Genomic DNA, 16,292 nt, shown 5'->3' with positions numbered 1-16,292 from the left:
CATGTCACGGATACGGGCCGCGGTGCTGGGTTCGCCCATCGAGCACTCCCTCTCACCGGTGCTGCACCGCGCCGCGTACCGGGAGCTCGGCCTCGACGACTGGTCCTACGACCGGTTCGAGATCGACGAGGCCGCCCTGCCCGCGTTCGTGGCGGACCTCGGCCCCGAGTGGGCCGGGCTGTCGCTGACCATGCCGCTCAAGCGGGCGATCATCCCGCTGCTCGACGGGATCAGCGACACCGCCGCCTCCGTGGAGGCCGTCAACACGGTGGTGCTCACCGAGGACGGCCGCCGCATCGGCGACAACACCGACATTCCGGGGCTCGTCGCCGCCCTGCACGAGCGCGGCGTCGAGAAGGTGCCCGCCGCCGCGATCCTCGGGGCGGGGGCCACCGCCTCCTCGGCGCTCGCCGCCCTCGCCCGGATCTGCACCGGCGAGGTCACCGCGTACGTCCGCTCGGCAGCCCGCGCGGACGAGATGCGCCAGTGGGGCGAGCGGCTCGGCGTGGACGTCCGCACGGCCGACTGGTCGGAGGCGGCGCGGGCGCTGGAGGCGCCGCTGGTCATCGCCACCACCCCGGCCGGCGCCACGGACGAGCTCGCCGCCGCCGTCCCGGACGCGCCCGGCACCCTCTTCGACGTCCTCTACGACCCCTGGCCCACCGCCCTGGCCGCCGCCTGGTCCGGGCACGGCGGCACCCTCCTCGGCGGCCTCGACCTGCTCGTCCACCAGGCCGTGCTCCAGGTCGAGCAGATGACCGGCCGCACCCCCGGCCCCCTGGCCGCCATGCGGGCCGCGGGCGAAGCGGCCCTGCGCGCCCGCCACTGACGCCCCGCGCGTAGGAAGCCGATAGCCCTGCCCGGCACCCTCGCGTACGTCCCGGCCGTCCGCGTCGTCCGTCAGCTGGACCGAGATCCGCAGGACGGCCCGGACGTGGGAGGATTCGGGTACGGCCGTCCGGTCCGCGCAGCCGGACGCGTCGTCGCAGTGCCAGGCGCGAGCATGAGGAGCATCGTTGAGCAGGTTGCGTTGGCTGACCGCAGGAGAGTCGCACGGACCGGCACTGGTCGCGACGCTGGAGGGTCTTCCCGCCGGCGTCCCGGTCACCACCGAGCTGGTGGCCGACCACCTGGCGAGGCGCCGGCTCGGCTATGGCCGCGGTGCCCGCATGAAGTTCGAGCAGGACGAGATCACCTTCCTCGGCGGCGTCCGCCACGGCCTGTCCCAGGGCTCCCCGGTCGCGGTCATGATCGGCAACACCGAGTGGCCCAAGTGGGAGACGGTCATGTCGGCCGACCCGGTCGACCCCTCGCTGCTCAAGGAGACCGGCCGCAACGCGCCGCTGACCCGCCCCCGCCCCGGCCACGCCGACCTCGCGGGCATGCAGAAGTACGGCTTCGACGAGGCCCGGCCGATCCTGGAGCGCGCCAGCGCCCGTGAGACCGCCGCCCGCGTCGCCCTCGGCGCCGTCGCCCGCTCCTTCATCAAGGAGGTCGCCGGCATCGAGATCGTCTCCCACGTGGTGGAGCTGGCCTCGGCCAAGGCCCCCTACGGCGTCTACCCGACCCCCGCCGACGTCGACAAGCTCGACGCCGACCCGGTGCGCTGCCTCGACGCCGACGCGTCGAAGGCGATGGTCGCGGAGATCGACCAGGCCCACAAGGACGGCGACACCCTCGGCGGCGTCGTCGAGGTCCTCGCGTACGGCGTGCCCGTCGGCCTCGGCTCCCACGTCCACTGGGACCGCCGCCTCGACGCCCGCCTCGCCGCCGCGCTCATGGGCATCCAGGCCATCAAGGGCGTCGAGGTCGGCGACGGCTTCGAGCTGGCCCGCGTGCCCGGCTCCAAGGCGCACGACGAGATCGTCTCCACCCCCGAGGGCCTCAAGCGCACCTCCGGCCGCTCCGGCGGCACCGAGGGCGGCCTGACCACCGGCGAACTGCTGCGCGTCCGCGCCGCGATGAAGCCCATCGCGACCGTGCCGCGCGCCCTGGCCACCGTCGACGTCGCCACCGGCGAGGCCACCGTGGCCCACCACCAGCGCTCCGACGTCTGCGCCGTGCCCGCCGCGGGCATCGTCGCCGAGGCCATGGTCGCGCTCGTGCTGGCCGACGCCGTGGTCGAGAAGTTCGGCGGGGACTCGGTCCCCGAAACCCGCCGCAACGTGCGGGCCTACCTCGACAACCTGCAGATCCGGTGACGGGCGGCCCCCTGGTCGTACTCGTCGGACCCATGGGTTCCGGCAAGTCCACGGTGGGCGGCGTGCTCGCCCGCCGGCTCGGCGTCCCCTACCGGGACACCGACGCGGACATCGTCGCGGCCCAGGGCCGGGAGATCTCCGACATCTTCGTCGACGAGGGCGAGCCGTACTTCCGTGAGCTGGAGCGCGCGGCCGTCGCGGCCGCCGTCGCCGAGCACACCGGAGTCCTCGCCCTCGGCGGCGGTGCCGTCCTCGACGAGGGCACCCGCGCCCTGCTGACCGGACTGCCCGTCGCCTACCTGTCGATGGACGTCGAGGAGGCCGTGCGCCGCGTCGGGCTCGGCGCCGCCCGCCCGCTGCTCGCCGTCAACCCGCGCCGCCAGTGGCGCGAGCTGATGGAGGCCAGGCGCCACCTGTACACCGAAGTCGCGCGCGTCGTCGTGGCCACCGACGACCGCACCCCCGAAGAGGTCGCCCAGGCGGTCCTCGACGCTCTGGAGTTGAAGGACGTATGACAGACCAGGTGACGCGGATCAACGTCGGCGCCAGCGCCGGACACGACGCGTACGACGTGCTGGTCGGCCGGCAGCTGCTCGGCGAGCTGGGCGGCCTGATCGGCACGAAGGCCCAGCGGGTCGCCGTGATCCACCCCGAGGCGCTGGCCGACACCGGCGAGGCGCTGCGCGCGGACCTGGCGGAGCAGGGCTACGAGGCGATCGCCATCCAGGTGCCGAACGCCGAGGAGGCCAAGACCGTCGAGGTGGCCGCGTACTGCTGGAAGGCGCTCGGCCAGTCGAACTTCACCCGCACCGACGTCATCGTCGGCGTGGGCGGCGGCGCCACCACCGACCTGGCGGGCTTCGTCGCGGCCAGCTGGCTGCGCGGGGTGCGCTGGATCGCCGTCCCCACCACCGTCCTCGCCATGGTGGACGCGGCCGTCGGCGGCAAGACCGGCATCAACACCGCCGAGGGCAAGAACCTCGTCGGCGCCTTCCACCCGCCGGCCGGGGTGCTCTGCGACCTGGCCGCGCTGGAGTCGCTGCCGGTCAACGACTACGTCAGCGGCCTCGCCGAGATCATCAAGGCCGGGTTCATCTCCGACCCGGTGATCCTCGACCTCATCGAGGAGGACCCGGCGGCGGCCCGCACGCCCGCGGGCCCGCACACGGCCGAGCTGATCTGCCGCTCCATCCAGGTCAAGGCCGACGTGGTCTCCAGCGACCTCAAGGAGTCGGGGCTGCGGGAGATCCTCAACTACGGCCACACCCTCGCGCACGCCATCGAGAAGAACGAGCGCTACAAGTGGCGCCACGGCGCGGCGGTCTCCGTCGGCATGGTCTTCGCGGCCGAGCTCGGCCGGCTGGCCGGACGGCTGGACGACGCCACCGCCGACCGCCACAAGGCGGTGCTGGCCTCGGTGGGCCTGCCGCTGACCTACCGCGGCGACCAGTGGACCAAGCTGCTCCAGACCATGCAGGTCGACAAGAAGTCCCGCGGCAACCTGCTGCGCTTCATCGTCCTGGACGGCCTGGCCAAGCCCACCGTGCTGGAGGGCCCGGACCCGGCGCACCTGGTCGCCGCGTACGGCGAGGTCTCCGCGTGAGCCGCCGGGTGCTGGTCCTGAACGGCCCGAACCTGGGCCGGCTCGGGTCCCGCGAGCCCGACGTGTACGGGGCCACCTCGTACGCGGGACTCGTGGAGAGCTGCCGCACCCTGGGCGCGGAACTCGGCTTCGACGTGGAGGTCCGCGAGACCAACGACGAGGGCGAGCTGGTGCGCTGGCTGCACGAGGCGGCGGACGGCAGGATCCCGGTCGTCATCAACCCGGGCGCCTTCACGCACTACTCGTACGCCATGCGGGACGCCGCCGCGCAGCGCACCGCGCCGCTGATCGAGGTGCACATCTCCAACCCGTACGCCCGGGAGGAGTTCCGGCACACCTCGGTCATCGCGGCCGTGGCGACCGGTACCGTCGCCGGCTTCGGGCTGGGCTCCTACCGGCTGGCGCTGCGTGCGCTGGCGGAAGAGGTCACGGCCTGAGATAACGTTCTCGCATCAGTCGCCTGAACGAGACGGAGTGGCGCGGATGCAGCACGAGGTGGGGGGCTGGGGTCCGCCGGGACAGCACCCGGCGGTTCCCCCGCAGCCGCCGATACCCCCTGCGCAGGGCTGGCCGGTGGCGCCGGTCCCCGACGCGACGGGGCACATCCCGCTGCCTCCCGCCGCGGCCCCCGTGCCGGTGCCGCCCGCGCCCGGCACCGGCGGGGCCGTCCTCGCCGTCCTGCTCATCGGACCGGCCGGCGCGGGCAAGACGACCGTGGCCCGGCACTGGGCGGCCAGCCGCCCGGTGCCGACCGCCCACGTCAGCCTGGACGACGTCCGCGAATGGGTCTGCTCGGGCTTCGCGGACCCGCAGGCCGGCTGGAACGAGCACTCCGAGGCCCAGTACCGCCTGGCCCGCCGCACCTGCGGCTTCGCCGCCCGCAACTTCCTGGCGAACGGGATCTCCTGCATCCTCGACGACGCCGTCTTCCCGGACCGGCCCGTGGTGGGCCTGGGCGGCTGGAAGCGCCATGTGGGGCCCGCGCTGCTGCCGGTCGTGCTGCTGCCCGGCCTGGACGTCGTCCTCGACCGCAACGCGGCCCGCTCCGGCAACCGCCGGCTCTCCGACGAGGAGGTCGCCCGCATCCACGGCCGGATGGCGGGCTGGTACGGCTCCGGGCTGCCGATCATCGACAACTCCCACCTCGACGTCGAGGGCACCGCGCGGGCCCTGGACGAGGCCCTCGCGCGGGCGCTGACGAGCCCGCCCCGCTGGTAGGGCACCACAGCGGTACGCCGGCCCCGTCCGGACGCGCTCGCCGGGCCGGATGCGCGGGGCGCTCGTAGGCTCGAAGACATGTCAGACGTGTACGAGGCCCGCAGGGGCCTGCTCCGCGAGCGCTGCGCCGCCGCGGGCAACTCCGCCGCCCTGGTCACGCGTCCGGCGAACGTCCGTTACCTCGCCGGGGCGTCCCCGCTGGGCGCCGTCCTGCTGGTCGGGCCCGCCGAGGACGTGCTGTTCTGCCCCGGGGCGCCCACCGGCGAGGCGGAGGAGGGGCGCCTCGACCAGGGGCTGCGGCTCTCCGTACTGCCCGCCCCCGGCGCCGATCCGGCCGTGGCCGCCGCCGACCTGGCCGCCTCCTGCCGGGCCGACTCCCTCGCCGTCGAGGAGCACCACCTCACCGTGGGCCGGCACCGGGCCGTGCAGTCGGTCGCGCCCCGGCTGCGGCTGGCCGACCTCGGCACGGCGGTGGAGCAGCAGCGGCTGGTCAAGGACGAGGAGGAGATCGCCTGCCTGCGGATCGCCGCCGAGATCGCCGACCAGGCCCTCGGCGAGCTGCTGGAGTCGATCCTCGTCGGCCGGACCGAACGCCACCTGGCACTGGAGCTGGAGCGCCGGCTCGTCGACCACGGCGCGGACGGTCCGGCGTTCCCGACCTGTGTGGGCACCGGCCCGCACTCGGGCCGCTCCCGGCACCGGCCCTCCGACCGGCGGGTGGAGGAGGGCGACTTCCTCTCCGTCTGCCTCGGCGCCAACTACCGGGGCTACCGCTGCGAGATCGGCCGTACCTTCGTGATCGGCACCACTCCGGCCGACTGGCAGATCGAGCTGTACGACCTGGTCTTCGCCGCCCAGCGGGCCGGCCGGCAGGCCCTGGTGCCCGGTGCCGCGTACCGCGACGTGGACCACGCGGCACGGTCCGTACTGGACTCCGCCGGGCACGGTGAGGCCCTGGCGGGATGGATGGGACACGGGGTCGGTCTCGAAATCGACGAGGACCCGCAGCTTGCACCTACGGCAATGGGTAAACTGGACGCTTGCGTGCCGGTCACCGTCGAACCGGGGGTTCACCTCCCCGGCCGGGGAGGTGTCCGGATCGATGACACGCTCGTCGTACGCCCCGAGGCGGACGGCGGTCCCGAGCTACTCACCATTACGACCAAGGAGCTGCTCGCGCTCTAGTCCGCGACGCCGGACCGTGCGCGCATCCGTGGTCTTCCAGTGCAGGAGATTCCGCAACCGTGGCTTCCACGAACGACCTCAAGAACGGCATGGTGCTCAAGCTCGACGGTGACCAGCTCTGGTCCGTCGTCGAGTTCCAGCACGTCAAGCCCGGCAAGGGCCCGGCCTTCGTGCGCACCAAGCTCAAGCACGTGCTCTCCGGCAAGGTCGTCGACAAGACCTTCAACGCCGGCACGAAGGTCGAGACCGCCACGATCGACCGGCGTGACATGCAGTTCTCGTACATGGACGGCGAGTACTTCGTCTTCATGGACATGAGCACCTACGACCAGCTGATGGTCGACAGGAAGGCCGTCGGCGACGCCGCCAACTTCCTGATCGAGGGCTTCACCGCCTCCGTCGCCCAGCACGAGGGCGAGGTGCTCTACGTCGAGCTCCCGGCCGCCGTCGAGCTGACGATCGAGCACACGGACCCGGGTGTCCAGGGCGACCGCTCCACCGGTGGCACCAAGCCCGCCAAGCTGGAGACCGGCCACGAGATCCAGGTCCCGCTCTTCGTCACCACCGGCGAGAAGATCAAGGTCGACACCCGCACCAGCGCCTACCTCGGCCGGGTGAACAGCTAACCGTGGCTGCCCGGAGCAACGCGCGCAAGCGCGCCTTCCAGATCCTCTTCGAGGCCGACCAGCGCGGCGTGCCCGTGCGCGAGGTCCTCGCGGACTGGATCCGCCACTCGCGGTCGGACGACCGGCAGCCGCCGGTCAGCGCCTTCACGATGGACCTCGTCGAGGGCTACGCCGACAAGGTGAACCGCATCGACGACCTGATCATCACCTACGCCGTGGACTGGGAGCTCGACCGCATGCCGGTCGCCGACCGGAACATCCTGCGGCTGGGTGCCTACGAGCTGATCTGGGTCGACGAGACCCCGGACATCGTGGCGATCGACGAGGCCGTGCAGCTGGCCAAGGAGTTCTCCACGGAAGACTCGCCCGCGTTCGTGAACGGCCTGCTGGCCCGCTTCAAGGACCTGAAGCCGAGTCTGCGCCGGGGCGAATAGCCCGGAGCAGGACGGCTGAGCGGAGGGCCCGCGGCGCGATCGCGCCACGGGCCCTCCGCCGTTTTCGGCCGCCGTGCGGTCCCACGGGGACTTCTGCCGGCCGACGAAAAACCGGCGGGTGCCGGCGCCCTGGGGCACCGGCACCCGCCGGTAACGTTTCTGCTGAGCCGGGACGGATCCCCTGGGACTAGATGTCCTCGTGGGCCACGGCGCGACGCGCGTCGGCGTCCAGGACGCCCCAGCTGATGAGCTGCTCGGTCAGGACCGAGGGGGACTGGTCGTAGATGACGGCCAGGGTGCGCAGGTCGTCCTGGCGGATCGACAGCACCTTGCCGTTGTAGTCGCCGCGCTGGCTCTGGATCGTGGCCGCGTAGCGCTGGAGCGGGCCGGCCTTCTCGGCGGGGACGCCCGCCAGGCGCTCCAGGTCGAGGCGCAGCTTCGGCGGCGGCTCGGCCGCACCGCCGGGGGTCGTGCCCGGCAGCAGTTCCTGGACCGGAACCCCGTAGAAGTCCGCCAGCTCGGCGAGGCGCTGGACGGTCACGGCGCGGTCCCCGCGCTCGTAGGAACCGACCACCACGGCCTTCCAACGGCCCTGGGACTTCTCCTCGACACCGTGGAGGGAGAGGCCCTGCTGGGTGCGGATGGCGCGGAGCTTGGCCCCGAGCTGTTTGGCGTATTCGCTGGACATAACGCTCCCGGACGCTGTGACGCTGTGACTACATGGAGACCATGCGGCTCCGCCGCGCGGCTGGTAACTCACTGTGAGGTTACGCAGCGTTACTTGGATGCGTCAAGCCGAATGCTCTTCCACGCCCTCTTACGAGGGGTGCCGCCGGGCCCCGGTGCGAGGGTCCCCGTCCGCTCCTGGTACCGTGGACGGCGTACATCAGACGTCCTTTAAGGTCCGTCCCGTGAGGCGGAGAAGGAGGTCCTTTTCATGGACAGCAAGACTTCCCAGGTCTCGGCCGACGAGGAAATGCGCCCCGTTCTGGAGGCGCAGGACATCGCCCGGGTCCTGACGCGTATCGCCCACGAGATCGTCGAACGCGCCAAGGGCGCCGACGACGTGGTGCTCCTCGGCATCCCCACCCGCGGTGTGTACCTGGCCCGCCGGCTGGCCGCCAAGCTGGAGGAGATCACCGGGACGAAGATCCCGGTCGGCTCCCTCGACATCACCATGTACCGCGACGACCTGCGCCTGAAGCCCGCCCGGGCGATCGGCCGCACCGAGATCCCCGGCGACGGCATCGACGGCCGCCTGGTGATCCTCCTCGACGACGTCCTCTTCTCCGGCCGCACCATCCGCGCCGCGCTCGACGCGCTCGGCGACATCGGCCGCCCCCGCGCCGTCCAGCTCGCGGTCCTCGTCGACCGCGGCCACCGCGAACTCCCGATCCGCGCCGACTACGTGGGCAAGAACCTGCCCACCTCGCTGCGCGAGACCGTCAAGGTCCAGCTCCAGGAGGAGGACGGCCGCGACGCCGTGCTGCTCGGCCAGCGGACCGTCCAGGCCGCAGGGCGGTAACCCCCGCGCGTACGGGACCCCTCGCGGGGGCCCGTGCCGAGGTCTGCCCTGCCCGCATACCCGTCAGCCCCGCCTGCCTGCCCTCCCGACTTACGGAGCACCCAGATGAAGCGCCACCTCATCTCGGCCGCCGACCTCACGCGCGACGACGCCGTCCTGATCCTCGACACCGCCGAGGAGATGGCCCGCGTCGCCGACCGGCCGATAAAGAAGCTGCCCACCCTGCGCGGCCTGACCATCTGCAACCTGTTCTTCGAGGACTCGACCCGTACCCGGATCTCCTTCGAAGCCGCCGAGAAGCGCCTCTCCGCCGACGTCATCAACTTCGCCGCGAAGGGCTCCAGCGTCTCCAAGGGCGAGTCCCTCAAGGACACCGCCCAGACCCTGGAGGCCATGGGCGTGGACGCCGTGGTCATCCGCCACCACGCCTCCGGAGCCCCCTACCGGCTCGCCAACTCCGGCTGGATCGACGCCCCGGTGATCAACGCCGGCGACGGCACCCACCAGCACCCCACCCAGGCCCTGCTCGACGCGTTCACCATGCGCCGCCGCCTGGTCGGCCGGGACGCCGGGCTCGGCAAGGGCCTCGACGGCCGCCGGATCACCCTCGTCGGCGACGTCCTGCACAGCCGCGTGGCCCGCTCCAACGTCGACCTGCTGCACACGCTCGGCGCCGAGGTCACCCTGGTGGCCCCGCCGACCCTGGTGCCGGTCGGCGTCGAGACGTGGCCCTGCGAGATCTCGTACAGCCTCGACGAGGTGCTGCCGAAGTCCGACGCGGTGATGATGCTGCGTGTGCAGCGAGAGCGGATGAACGCCGCCTTCTTCCCGACCGAGCGCGAGTACTCCCGCCGCTACGGCCTGGACGCCGCCCGCATGGCGAGGATGCCCGAGCACGCCATCGTCATGCACCCCGGCCCCATGGTCCGCGGTATGGAGATCACCGCCGAGGTCGCCGACTCCGACCGCTGCACGGTCGTCGAGCAGGTCGCCAACGGCGTCTCGATCCGCATGGCCGTCCTCTACCTGCTGCTCGGAGGCTCCGAGCCCGCCGTCACCACCAGCACCCACGCCCGCACCGAGGAGACCAAGTAACCATGAGCAAGATCCTTATCCGCGGCGCGAAGGTCCTCGGCGGCGACGTGCAGGACGTCCTGATCGACGGCGAGACCATCGCCGAGGTCGGCACCGGGCTGTCCGCCGAGGGCGCCCAGGTGATCGAGGCCGAGGGCCAGGTCCTCCTCCCCGGCCTCGTCGACCTCCACACCCACCTGCGCGAGCCCGGCCGCGAGGACTCCGAGACCGTCCTCACCGGCACCCGCGCCGCCGCCTCCGGCGGCTACACGGCCGTCTTCGCCATGGCCAACACCTTCCCGGTCGCCGACACCGCCGGCGTCGTCGAGCAGGTCTGGCGCCTGGGCAAGGAGTCCGGCTACTGCGACGTGCAGCCCATCGGCGCCGTCACCGTGGGCCTGGAGGGCAAGAAGCTCTCCGAGCTGGGCGCCATGCACGAGTCCGCCGCCCGCGTCACCGTCTTCTCCGACGACGGCAAGTGCGTGGACGACGCCGTGATCATGCGCCGCGCCCTGGAGTACGTGAAGGCCTTCGGCGGCGTCGTCGCCCAGCACGCCCAGGAGCCCCGCCTCACCGAGGGCGCCCAGATGAACGAGGGCATCGTCTCGGCCGAGCTGGGCCTGGGCGGCTGGCCGGCCGTCGCCGAGGAGTCGATCATCGCCCGCGACGTCCTCCTCGCCGAGCACGTCGGCTCCCGCGTGCACATCTGCCACCTCTCCACCGCGGGCTCCGTCGAGATCGTCCGCTGGGCCAAGTCCCGCGGCATCGACGTCACCGCCGAGGTCACCCCGCACCACCTGCTCCTCACCGACGAGCTGGTGCGCTCGTACAACCCGGTCTACAAGGTCAACCCGCCGCTGCGCACCGAGCGCGACGTGATGGCCCTGCGCGAGGCGCTCGCCGACGGCACGATCGACATCGTCGCCACCGACCACGCCCCCCACCCGCACGAGGACAAGGACTGCGAGTGGGCCGCCGCCGCCATGGGCATGGTGGGCCTGGAGACCGCGCTCTCCGTCGTCCAGCAGACGATGGTGGAGACCGGACTGCTCGACTGGGCGGGCGTCGCGGAGCGGATGTCGCACGCTCCCGCGCGCATCGGCAGCCTCGCGGGGCACGGCCGGCCCGTCTCGGCAGGTGAACCCGCGAACCTGACCTTGGTCGAGACCTCGTACCGTGGTGTCGTGGACCCCGCACACTTCGCCTCCCGCAGCCGCAACACGCCTTACGAGGGCCGTGAGCTGCCGGGGCGCGTCACTCACACCTTCCTGCGGGGCCGGGCAACGGTCGTGGACGGGAAACTCGCGTGACACCTGCAGTAATCCAACTGGCCGCCGAGGCCGCCGAACGACAGTCGGCGGAGGTGACGGACTGGGGCGCCCGCGTCGCGTGGGTGATCGGTCTGCTCGTCTTCATCGCGTTCGTGTACTGGCTGATGCGGCAGGGCTGGAAATGGCGCGGCGCTCTGCAGAGTGATCTGCCCGAGCTGCCCGCCGCCCCCGGCGGTCTCCCCGAGCACCGGCTGGCCCTGACCGGCCGGTACCACGGGTCCACCACCGCCGGGCAGTGGCTCGACCGGATCGTCGCCCACGGGCTCGGAGTCCGCAGCCGGGTCGAGCTCACGCTCACCGACGCGGGCCTCGACGTGGTCCGTCCGGGGGCAACCGACTTCTTCGTACCGGCCGCGCAGCTGCGCGGCGCCCGCCTCGACAAGGGAATCGCGGGCAAGGTACTCACCGAGGGCGGTCTGCTCGTCGTCACATGGGCGCACGGCGACAAGCTGATCGACTCCGGATTCCGCTCCGACCGGGCCGCCGAACACGCGGCCTGGGTGGAAGCGATCAACTCCATGAACCAATCCATCACGACGGAAGGCGCCGAACGATGACGACCTCCACCAGGGGAGCAGCCAAAGCTCCCGCCGTACTCGTCCTGGAGGACGGCCGGATCTTCCGCGGCCGCGCCTACGGCGCAGTGGGGGAGACCTTCGGCGAAGCCGTGTTCTCCACCGGCATGACCGGCTACCAGGAGACCCTCACCGACCCGTCGTACCACCGCCAGGTCGTCGTGATGACCGCCCCCCACGTGGGCAACACCGGCGTCAACGACGAGGACCCCGAGTCCTCCCGCATCTGGGTCTCCGGCTACGTCGTCCGCGACCCCGCCCGCGTCCCCTCCAACTGGCGCTCGCAGCGCTCGCTGGACGAGGAGCTCGTCAAGCAGGGCGTCGTCGGGATCAGCGGCATCGACACCCGCGCCCTGACCCGCCACCTGCGCGAGCGCGGCGCCATGCGCGTCGGCATCTTCTCGGGCGAGGCCATCGCCGACGACGCGGCCCTGCTGGCCCGCGTCCAGGAGGCCCCCCAGATGAAGGGCGCCAACCTCTCCGCCGAGGTCGCCACCAAGGAGGCGTACGTCGTCCCCGCTATCGGTGAGAAGAAGTTCACCGTCGCCGCCGTGGACCTCGGCATCAAGGGCATGACCCCGCACCGGATGGCCGAGCGCGGCATCGAGGTGCACGTGCTGCCCGCCACCGCCACCGTCGAGGACGTCTACGCGGTGAACCCGGACGGCGTCTTCTTCTCCAACGGCCCGGGCGACCCGGCCACCGCCGACCACGCGGTCTCCGTCATGCAGGGCGTCCTCGCCCGCAAGACGCCGCTCTTCGGCATCTGCTTCGGCAACCAGATCCTCGGCCGCGCCCTCGGCTTCGGCACCTACAAGCTGAAGTACGGCCACCGGGGCATCAACCAGCCCGTCCAGGACCGCACCACCGGCAAGGTCGAGATCACCGCGCACAACCACGGCTTCGCCGTGGACGCGCCCCTCGACAAGGTGTCCGAGACCCCCTACGGCCGCGCCGAGGTCTCCCACGTCTGCCTGAACGACAACGTCGTGGAAGGCCTCCAGCTGCTCGACCAGCCGGCCTTCTCCGTCCAGTACCACCCCGAGGCGGCCGCCGGCCCGCACGACGCCGCGTACCTCTTCGACCGCTTCACGTCTTTGATGGAAACTGTTCTGATGGAGGCCGAGCGTGCCTAAGCGCACCGATATCCAGTCCGTCCTGGTCATCGGCTCCGGCCCGATCGTCATCGGCCAGGCCGCGGAGTTCGACTACTCCGGCACCCAGGCCTGCCGGATCCTCAAGGCCGAGGGCCTGCGGGTCATCCTGGTGAACTCCAACCCCGCGACGATCATGACCGACCCGGAGATCGCCGACGCCACGTACGTCGAGCCGATCACCCCCGAGTTCGTCGAGAAGATCATCGCCAAGGAGCGCCCCGACGCGCTGCTCCCCACCCTCGGCGGTCAGACGGCGCTCAACACCGCCATCTCCATGCACGAGCAGGGTGTGCTGGAGAAGTACGGCGTCGAGCTCATCGGCGCCAACGTCGAGGCCATCAACAAGGGCGAGGACCGCGACCTCTTCAAGGGCGTCGTCGAGGCCGTCAAGGCCAAGATCGGCTACGGCGAGTCCGCCCGCTCGGTCATCTGCCACTCGATGGACGACGTCCTCAAGGGCGTCGACACCCTCGGCGGCTACCCCGTCGTCGTGCGCCCCTCCTTCACCATGGGCGGCGCCGGCTCCGGCTTCGCCCACGACGAGGAAGAGCTGCGCCGCATCGCCGGTCAGGGCCTCACGCTCTCCCCGACCACCGAGGTGCTCCTGGAGGAGTCCATCCTCGGCTGGAAGGAGTACGAGCTGGAGCTGATGCGCGACACCAAGGACAACGTGGTCGTCGTCTGCTCCATCGAGAACTTCGACCCGATGGGCGTGCACACCGGTGACTCGATCACCGTCGCCCCGGCGATGACCCTCACCGACCGCGAGTACCAGCGGCTGCGCGACATCGGCATCGCGATCATCCGCGAGGTCGGCGTCGACACCGGCGGCTGCAACATCCAGTTCGCGATCGACCCGGTCGACGGCCGCGTCATCGTCATCGAGATGAACCCGCGCGTCTCCCGCTCCTCCGCGCTCGCCTCGAAGGCCACCGGCTTCCCGATCGCCAAGATCGCCGCCAAGCTGGCCATCGGCTACACGCTGGACGAGGTCCCGAACGACATCACCGAGAAGACGCCGGCCTCCTTCGAGCCGACCCTCGACTACGTCGTCGTCAAGGCCCCGCGCTTCGCCTTCGAGAAGTTCCCGGCCGCCGACGCCACCCTCACCACCACCATGAAGTCGGTGGGCGAGGCCATGGCCATCGGGCGCAACTTCACCGAGGCCCTCCAGAAGGCCCTGCGCTCCCTGGAGAAGAAGGGCTCCCAGTTCACCTTCGTCGGCGAGCCCGGCGACAAGGAAGAGCTGCTGGCCACCGCGGTCCGCCCGACCGACGGCCGGATCAACACCGTCATGCAGGCCATCCGCGCCGGCGCCACGCAGGAGGAGGTCTTCGAGTCGACGAAGATCGACCCCTGGTTCGTCGACCAGCTCTTCCTGATCAAGGAGATCGCGGACGAGCTCGCCGCCGCCGAGAAGCTCCACCCCGAGCTGCTCGCCGAGGCCAAGCGCCACGGCTTCTCCGACGCCCAGATCGCCGAGATCCGCGGCCTGCGCGAGGACGTCGTCCGCGAGGTGCGCCACGCCCTCGGCGTCCGCCCGGTCTACAAGACGGTCGACACCTGCGCCGCCGAGTTCGCCGCGAAGACCCCGTACTTCTACTCGTCCTACGACGAGGAGTCCGAGGTCGCCCCGCGCACCAAGCCCGCGGTGATCATCCTGGGCTCCGGTCCGAACCGCATCGGCCAGGGCATCGAGTTCGACTACTCCTGCGTCCACGCCTCCTTCGCCCTCAGCGACGCCGGCTACGAGACCGTGATGGTCAACTGCAACCCCGAGACCGTCTCGACGGACTACGACACCTCCGACCGCCTGTACTTCGAGCCGCTGACGCTCGAGGACGTGCTGGAGATCGTCCACGCCGAGTCGCTCGCCGGCCCCATCGCCGGTGTCGTGGTCCAGCTCGGCGGCCAGACCCCCCTCGGTCTCGCCCAGGCGCTCAAGGACAACGGCGTGCCCGTGGTCGGCACCTCCCCGGAGGCCATCCACGCCGCCGAGGACCGCGGCGCCTTCGGCCAGGTCCTCGCCGACGCCGGCCTGCCCGCGCCCAAGCACGGCACCGCCACCACCTTCGCGGGTGCGAAGGCGATCGCCGACGAGATCGGCTACCCGGTCCTCGTCCGCCCGTCCTACGTGCTCGGCGGCCGCGGCATGGAGATCGTCTACGACGAGACCCGCCTGGAGTCGTACATCGCGGAGTCCACGGAGATCTCGCCGACCCGCCCCGTGCTGGTCGACCGCTTCCTCGACGACGCGATCGAGATCGACGTCGACGCCCTCTACGACGGCTCCGAGCTCTACCTCGGCGGCGTCATGGAGCACATCGAGGAGGCCGGCATCCACTCCGGCGACTCGGCCTGCGCCCTGCCCCCGATCACCCTCGGCGGCTTCGACATCAAGCGCCTGCGCGCCTCCACCGAGGCCATCGCCAAGGGCGTCGGCGTCCGCGGCCTGATCAACATCCAGTTCGCGATGGCGGGCGACATCCTCTACGTCCTGGAGGCCAACCCGCGCGCCTCCCGGACCGTCCCCTTCACCTCGAAGGCGACCGCCGTCCCGCTCGCGAAGGCCGCCGCCCGCATCTCGCTCGGCGCCACCATCGCCGAGCTGCGCGCCGAGGGCATGCTGCCCAAGGCCGGCGACGGCGGCACCCTGCCGCTGGACGCGCCGATCTCCGTCAAGGAGGCCGTCATGCCGTGGTCGCGCTTCCGCGACATCCACGGCCGCGGCGTGGACACCGTCCTCGGCCCGGAGATGCGCTCCACCGGCGAGGTCATGGGCATCGACTCGGTCTTCGGCACGGCGTACGCCAAGTCGCAGGCCGGCGCCTACGGCCCGCTGCCGACCAAGGGCCGCGCGTTCATCTCCGTCGCCAACCGCGACAAGCGCTCGATGATCTTCCCGGCCCGCGAGCTCGTCGCCCACGGCTTCGAGCTGCTCGCCACCTCCGGCACGGCCGAGGTGCTGCGCCGCAACGGCATCAACGCCACCGTCGTGCGCAAGCTCAGCGAGGGCGAGGGCCCGGACGGCGAGAGGACCGTCGTCCAGCTCATCCACGACGGCCAGGTCGACCTGATCGTCAACACCCCGTACGGCACCGGCGGCCGCCTCGACGGCTACGAGATCCGTACGGCCGCCGTGGCGCGCAGCGTCCCGTGCCTGACCACGGTCCAGGCGCTCGCCGCCGCCGTCCAGGGCATCGACGCGCTCAACCGCGGTGACGTCGGCGTGCGCTCCCTCCAGGAGCACGCGGAGCACCTGAACGCCGCCCGCGACTAGCAGCCCGTAAGCGAGAGGGGGACACCGGACGCGCGAACCGCGCCGGGTGTCCCCCTCTTCGTGAGCGCAGAAGGGACTTTTCG

General features: G+C 71.7%; 16 protein-coding genes. 15 read left to right on the top strand and 1 reads right to left on the bottom strand.

The features are described from left to right. Position 1 precedes the first annotated feature (1 nt). From ACZ518_RS23740 to nusB, 9 genes are all read left to right on the top strand, one after another. Entirely contained in the window at positions 2-829 is an 828-nt protein-coding gene (locus ACZ518_RS23740) for a shikimate dehydrogenase (RefSeq protein ID WP_469115002.1), read from the top strand. A gap of 187 nt (positions 830-1,016) precedes the next feature. Then, on the top strand, positions 1,017-2,201 hold the full coding sequence (aroC, locus tag ACZ518_RS23735; RefSeq protein WP_469115001.1) for a chorismate synthase: 1,185 nt from the start codon (positions 1,017-1,019) through the stop codon (positions 2,199-2,201). After that, entirely contained in the window at positions 2,198-2,716 is a 519-nt protein-coding gene (locus ACZ518_RS23730; protein ID WP_469115000.1) for a shikimate kinase, read from the top strand. The genes aroC and ACZ518_RS23730 overlap by 4 nt, the downstream gene beginning before the upstream one ends. Next, positions 2,713-3,804, top strand: a complete 1,092-nt coding sequence (gene aroB / locus ACZ518_RS23725; protein ID WP_469114999.1) for a 3-dehydroquinate synthase — start codon at positions 2,713-2,715, stop codon at positions 3,802-3,804. The genes ACZ518_RS23730 and aroB overlap by 4 nt, the downstream gene beginning before the upstream one ends. Then, positions 3,801-4,241 carry a type II 3-dehydroquinate dehydratase gene (gene aroQ / locus ACZ518_RS23720; RefSeq protein WP_125594202.1) on the top strand — a complete coding sequence of 147 codons (441 nt, stop codon included), beginning with the start codon at positions 3,801-3,803 and terminating at the stop codon, positions 4,239-4,241. Before aroB ends, aroQ begins: the two co-directional genes overlap by 4 nt. Positions 4,242-4,287: 46 nt before the next feature. Beyond that, positions 4,288-5,022, top strand: coding sequence for an AAA family ATPase (locus ACZ518_RS23715; RefSeq protein ID WP_469114998.1), 735 nt, complete (start codon positions 4,288-4,290; stop codon positions 5,020-5,022). A gap of 78 nt (positions 5,023-5,100) precedes the next feature. Beyond that, the gene (locus tag ACZ518_RS23710; protein WP_469114997.1) at positions 5,101-6,207 is read left to right on the top strand and encodes an aminopeptidase P family protein; all 1,107 of its coding nucleotides are present in this window, start codon (positions 5,101-5,103) and stop codon (positions 6,205-6,207) included. Positions 6,208-6,266: 59 nt separating this feature from the next. Continuing rightward, positions 6,267-6,833 carry an elongation factor P gene (gene efp, locus ACZ518_RS23705; protein WP_469114996.1) on the top strand — a complete coding sequence of 189 codons (567 nt, stop codon included), beginning with the start codon at positions 6,267-6,269 and terminating at the stop codon, positions 6,831-6,833. A 2-nt stretch (positions 6,834-6,835) separates the two neighbouring features. Continuing rightward, positions 6,836-7,267 carry a transcription antitermination factor NusB gene (gene nusB, locus ACZ518_RS23700; protein WP_469114995.1) on the top strand — a complete coding sequence of 144 codons (432 nt, stop codon included), beginning with the start codon at positions 6,836-6,838 and terminating at the stop codon, positions 7,265-7,267. Between the two features lie 187 nt (positions 7,268-7,454). Here nusB and bldD read toward each other — a convergent pair whose 3' ends face one another. Further along, the gene (gene bldD, locus ACZ518_RS23695; RefSeq protein ID WP_007263032.1) at positions 7,455-7,955 is read right to left on the bottom strand and encodes a transcriptional regulator BldD; all 501 of its coding nucleotides are present in this window, start codon (positions 7,953-7,955) and stop codon (positions 7,455-7,457) included. Between the two features lie 249 nt (positions 7,956-8,204). Here bldD and pyrR point away from each other — a divergent pair, with 249 nt between their 5' ends. From pyrR to carB, 6 genes are all read left to right on the top strand, one after another. Continuing rightward, the gene (pyrR, locus tag ACZ518_RS23690) at positions 8,205-8,792 is read left to right on the top strand and encodes a bifunctional pyr operon transcriptional regulator/uracil phosphoribosyltransferase PyrR (RefSeq protein ID WP_469114994.1); all 588 of its coding nucleotides are present in this window, start codon (positions 8,205-8,207) and stop codon (positions 8,790-8,792) included. 105 nt (positions 8,793-8,897) lie between these two features. Next, positions 8,898-9,887: an aspartate carbamoyltransferase catalytic subunit gene (locus ACZ518_RS23685; RefSeq protein WP_469114993.1), complete on the top strand. Its 990-nt coding sequence runs from the start codon at positions 8,898-8,900 to the stop codon at positions 9,885-9,887. 2 nt (positions 9,888-9,889) lie between these two features. After that, positions 9,890-11,176, top strand: a complete 1,287-nt coding sequence (locus ACZ518_RS23680; protein ID WP_469114992.1) for a dihydroorotase — start codon at positions 9,890-9,892, stop codon at positions 11,174-11,176. Beyond that, positions 11,173-11,754, top strand: a complete 582-nt coding sequence (locus ACZ518_RS23675) for a PH-like domain-containing protein (protein WP_469114991.1) — start codon at positions 11,173-11,175, stop codon at positions 11,752-11,754. The genes ACZ518_RS23680 and ACZ518_RS23675 overlap by 4 nt, the downstream gene beginning before the upstream one ends. After that, a complete protein-coding gene (gene carA / locus ACZ518_RS23670) occupies positions 11,751-12,908 on the top strand; it encodes a glutamine-hydrolyzing carbamoyl-phosphate synthase small subunit (protein WP_469114990.1) in 1,158 nt (385 codons plus the stop codon). The genes ACZ518_RS23675 and carA overlap by 4 nt, the downstream gene beginning before the upstream one ends. Beyond that, positions 12,901-16,209, top strand: coding sequence for a carbamoyl-phosphate synthase large subunit (gene carB / locus ACZ518_RS23665; protein WP_469114989.1), 3,309 nt, complete (start codon positions 12,901-12,903; stop codon positions 16,207-16,209). Before carA ends, carB begins: the two co-directional genes overlap by 8 nt. The last annotated feature ends 83 nt before the right edge of the window (positions 16,210-16,292 follow it).

It is taken from the genome of Streptomyces sp. NPDC033966 (assembly GCF_055575955.1).
Note: the sequence above shows the minus strand (reverse complement) of the source record. Positions and strands in the feature narration are given on the sequence as shown.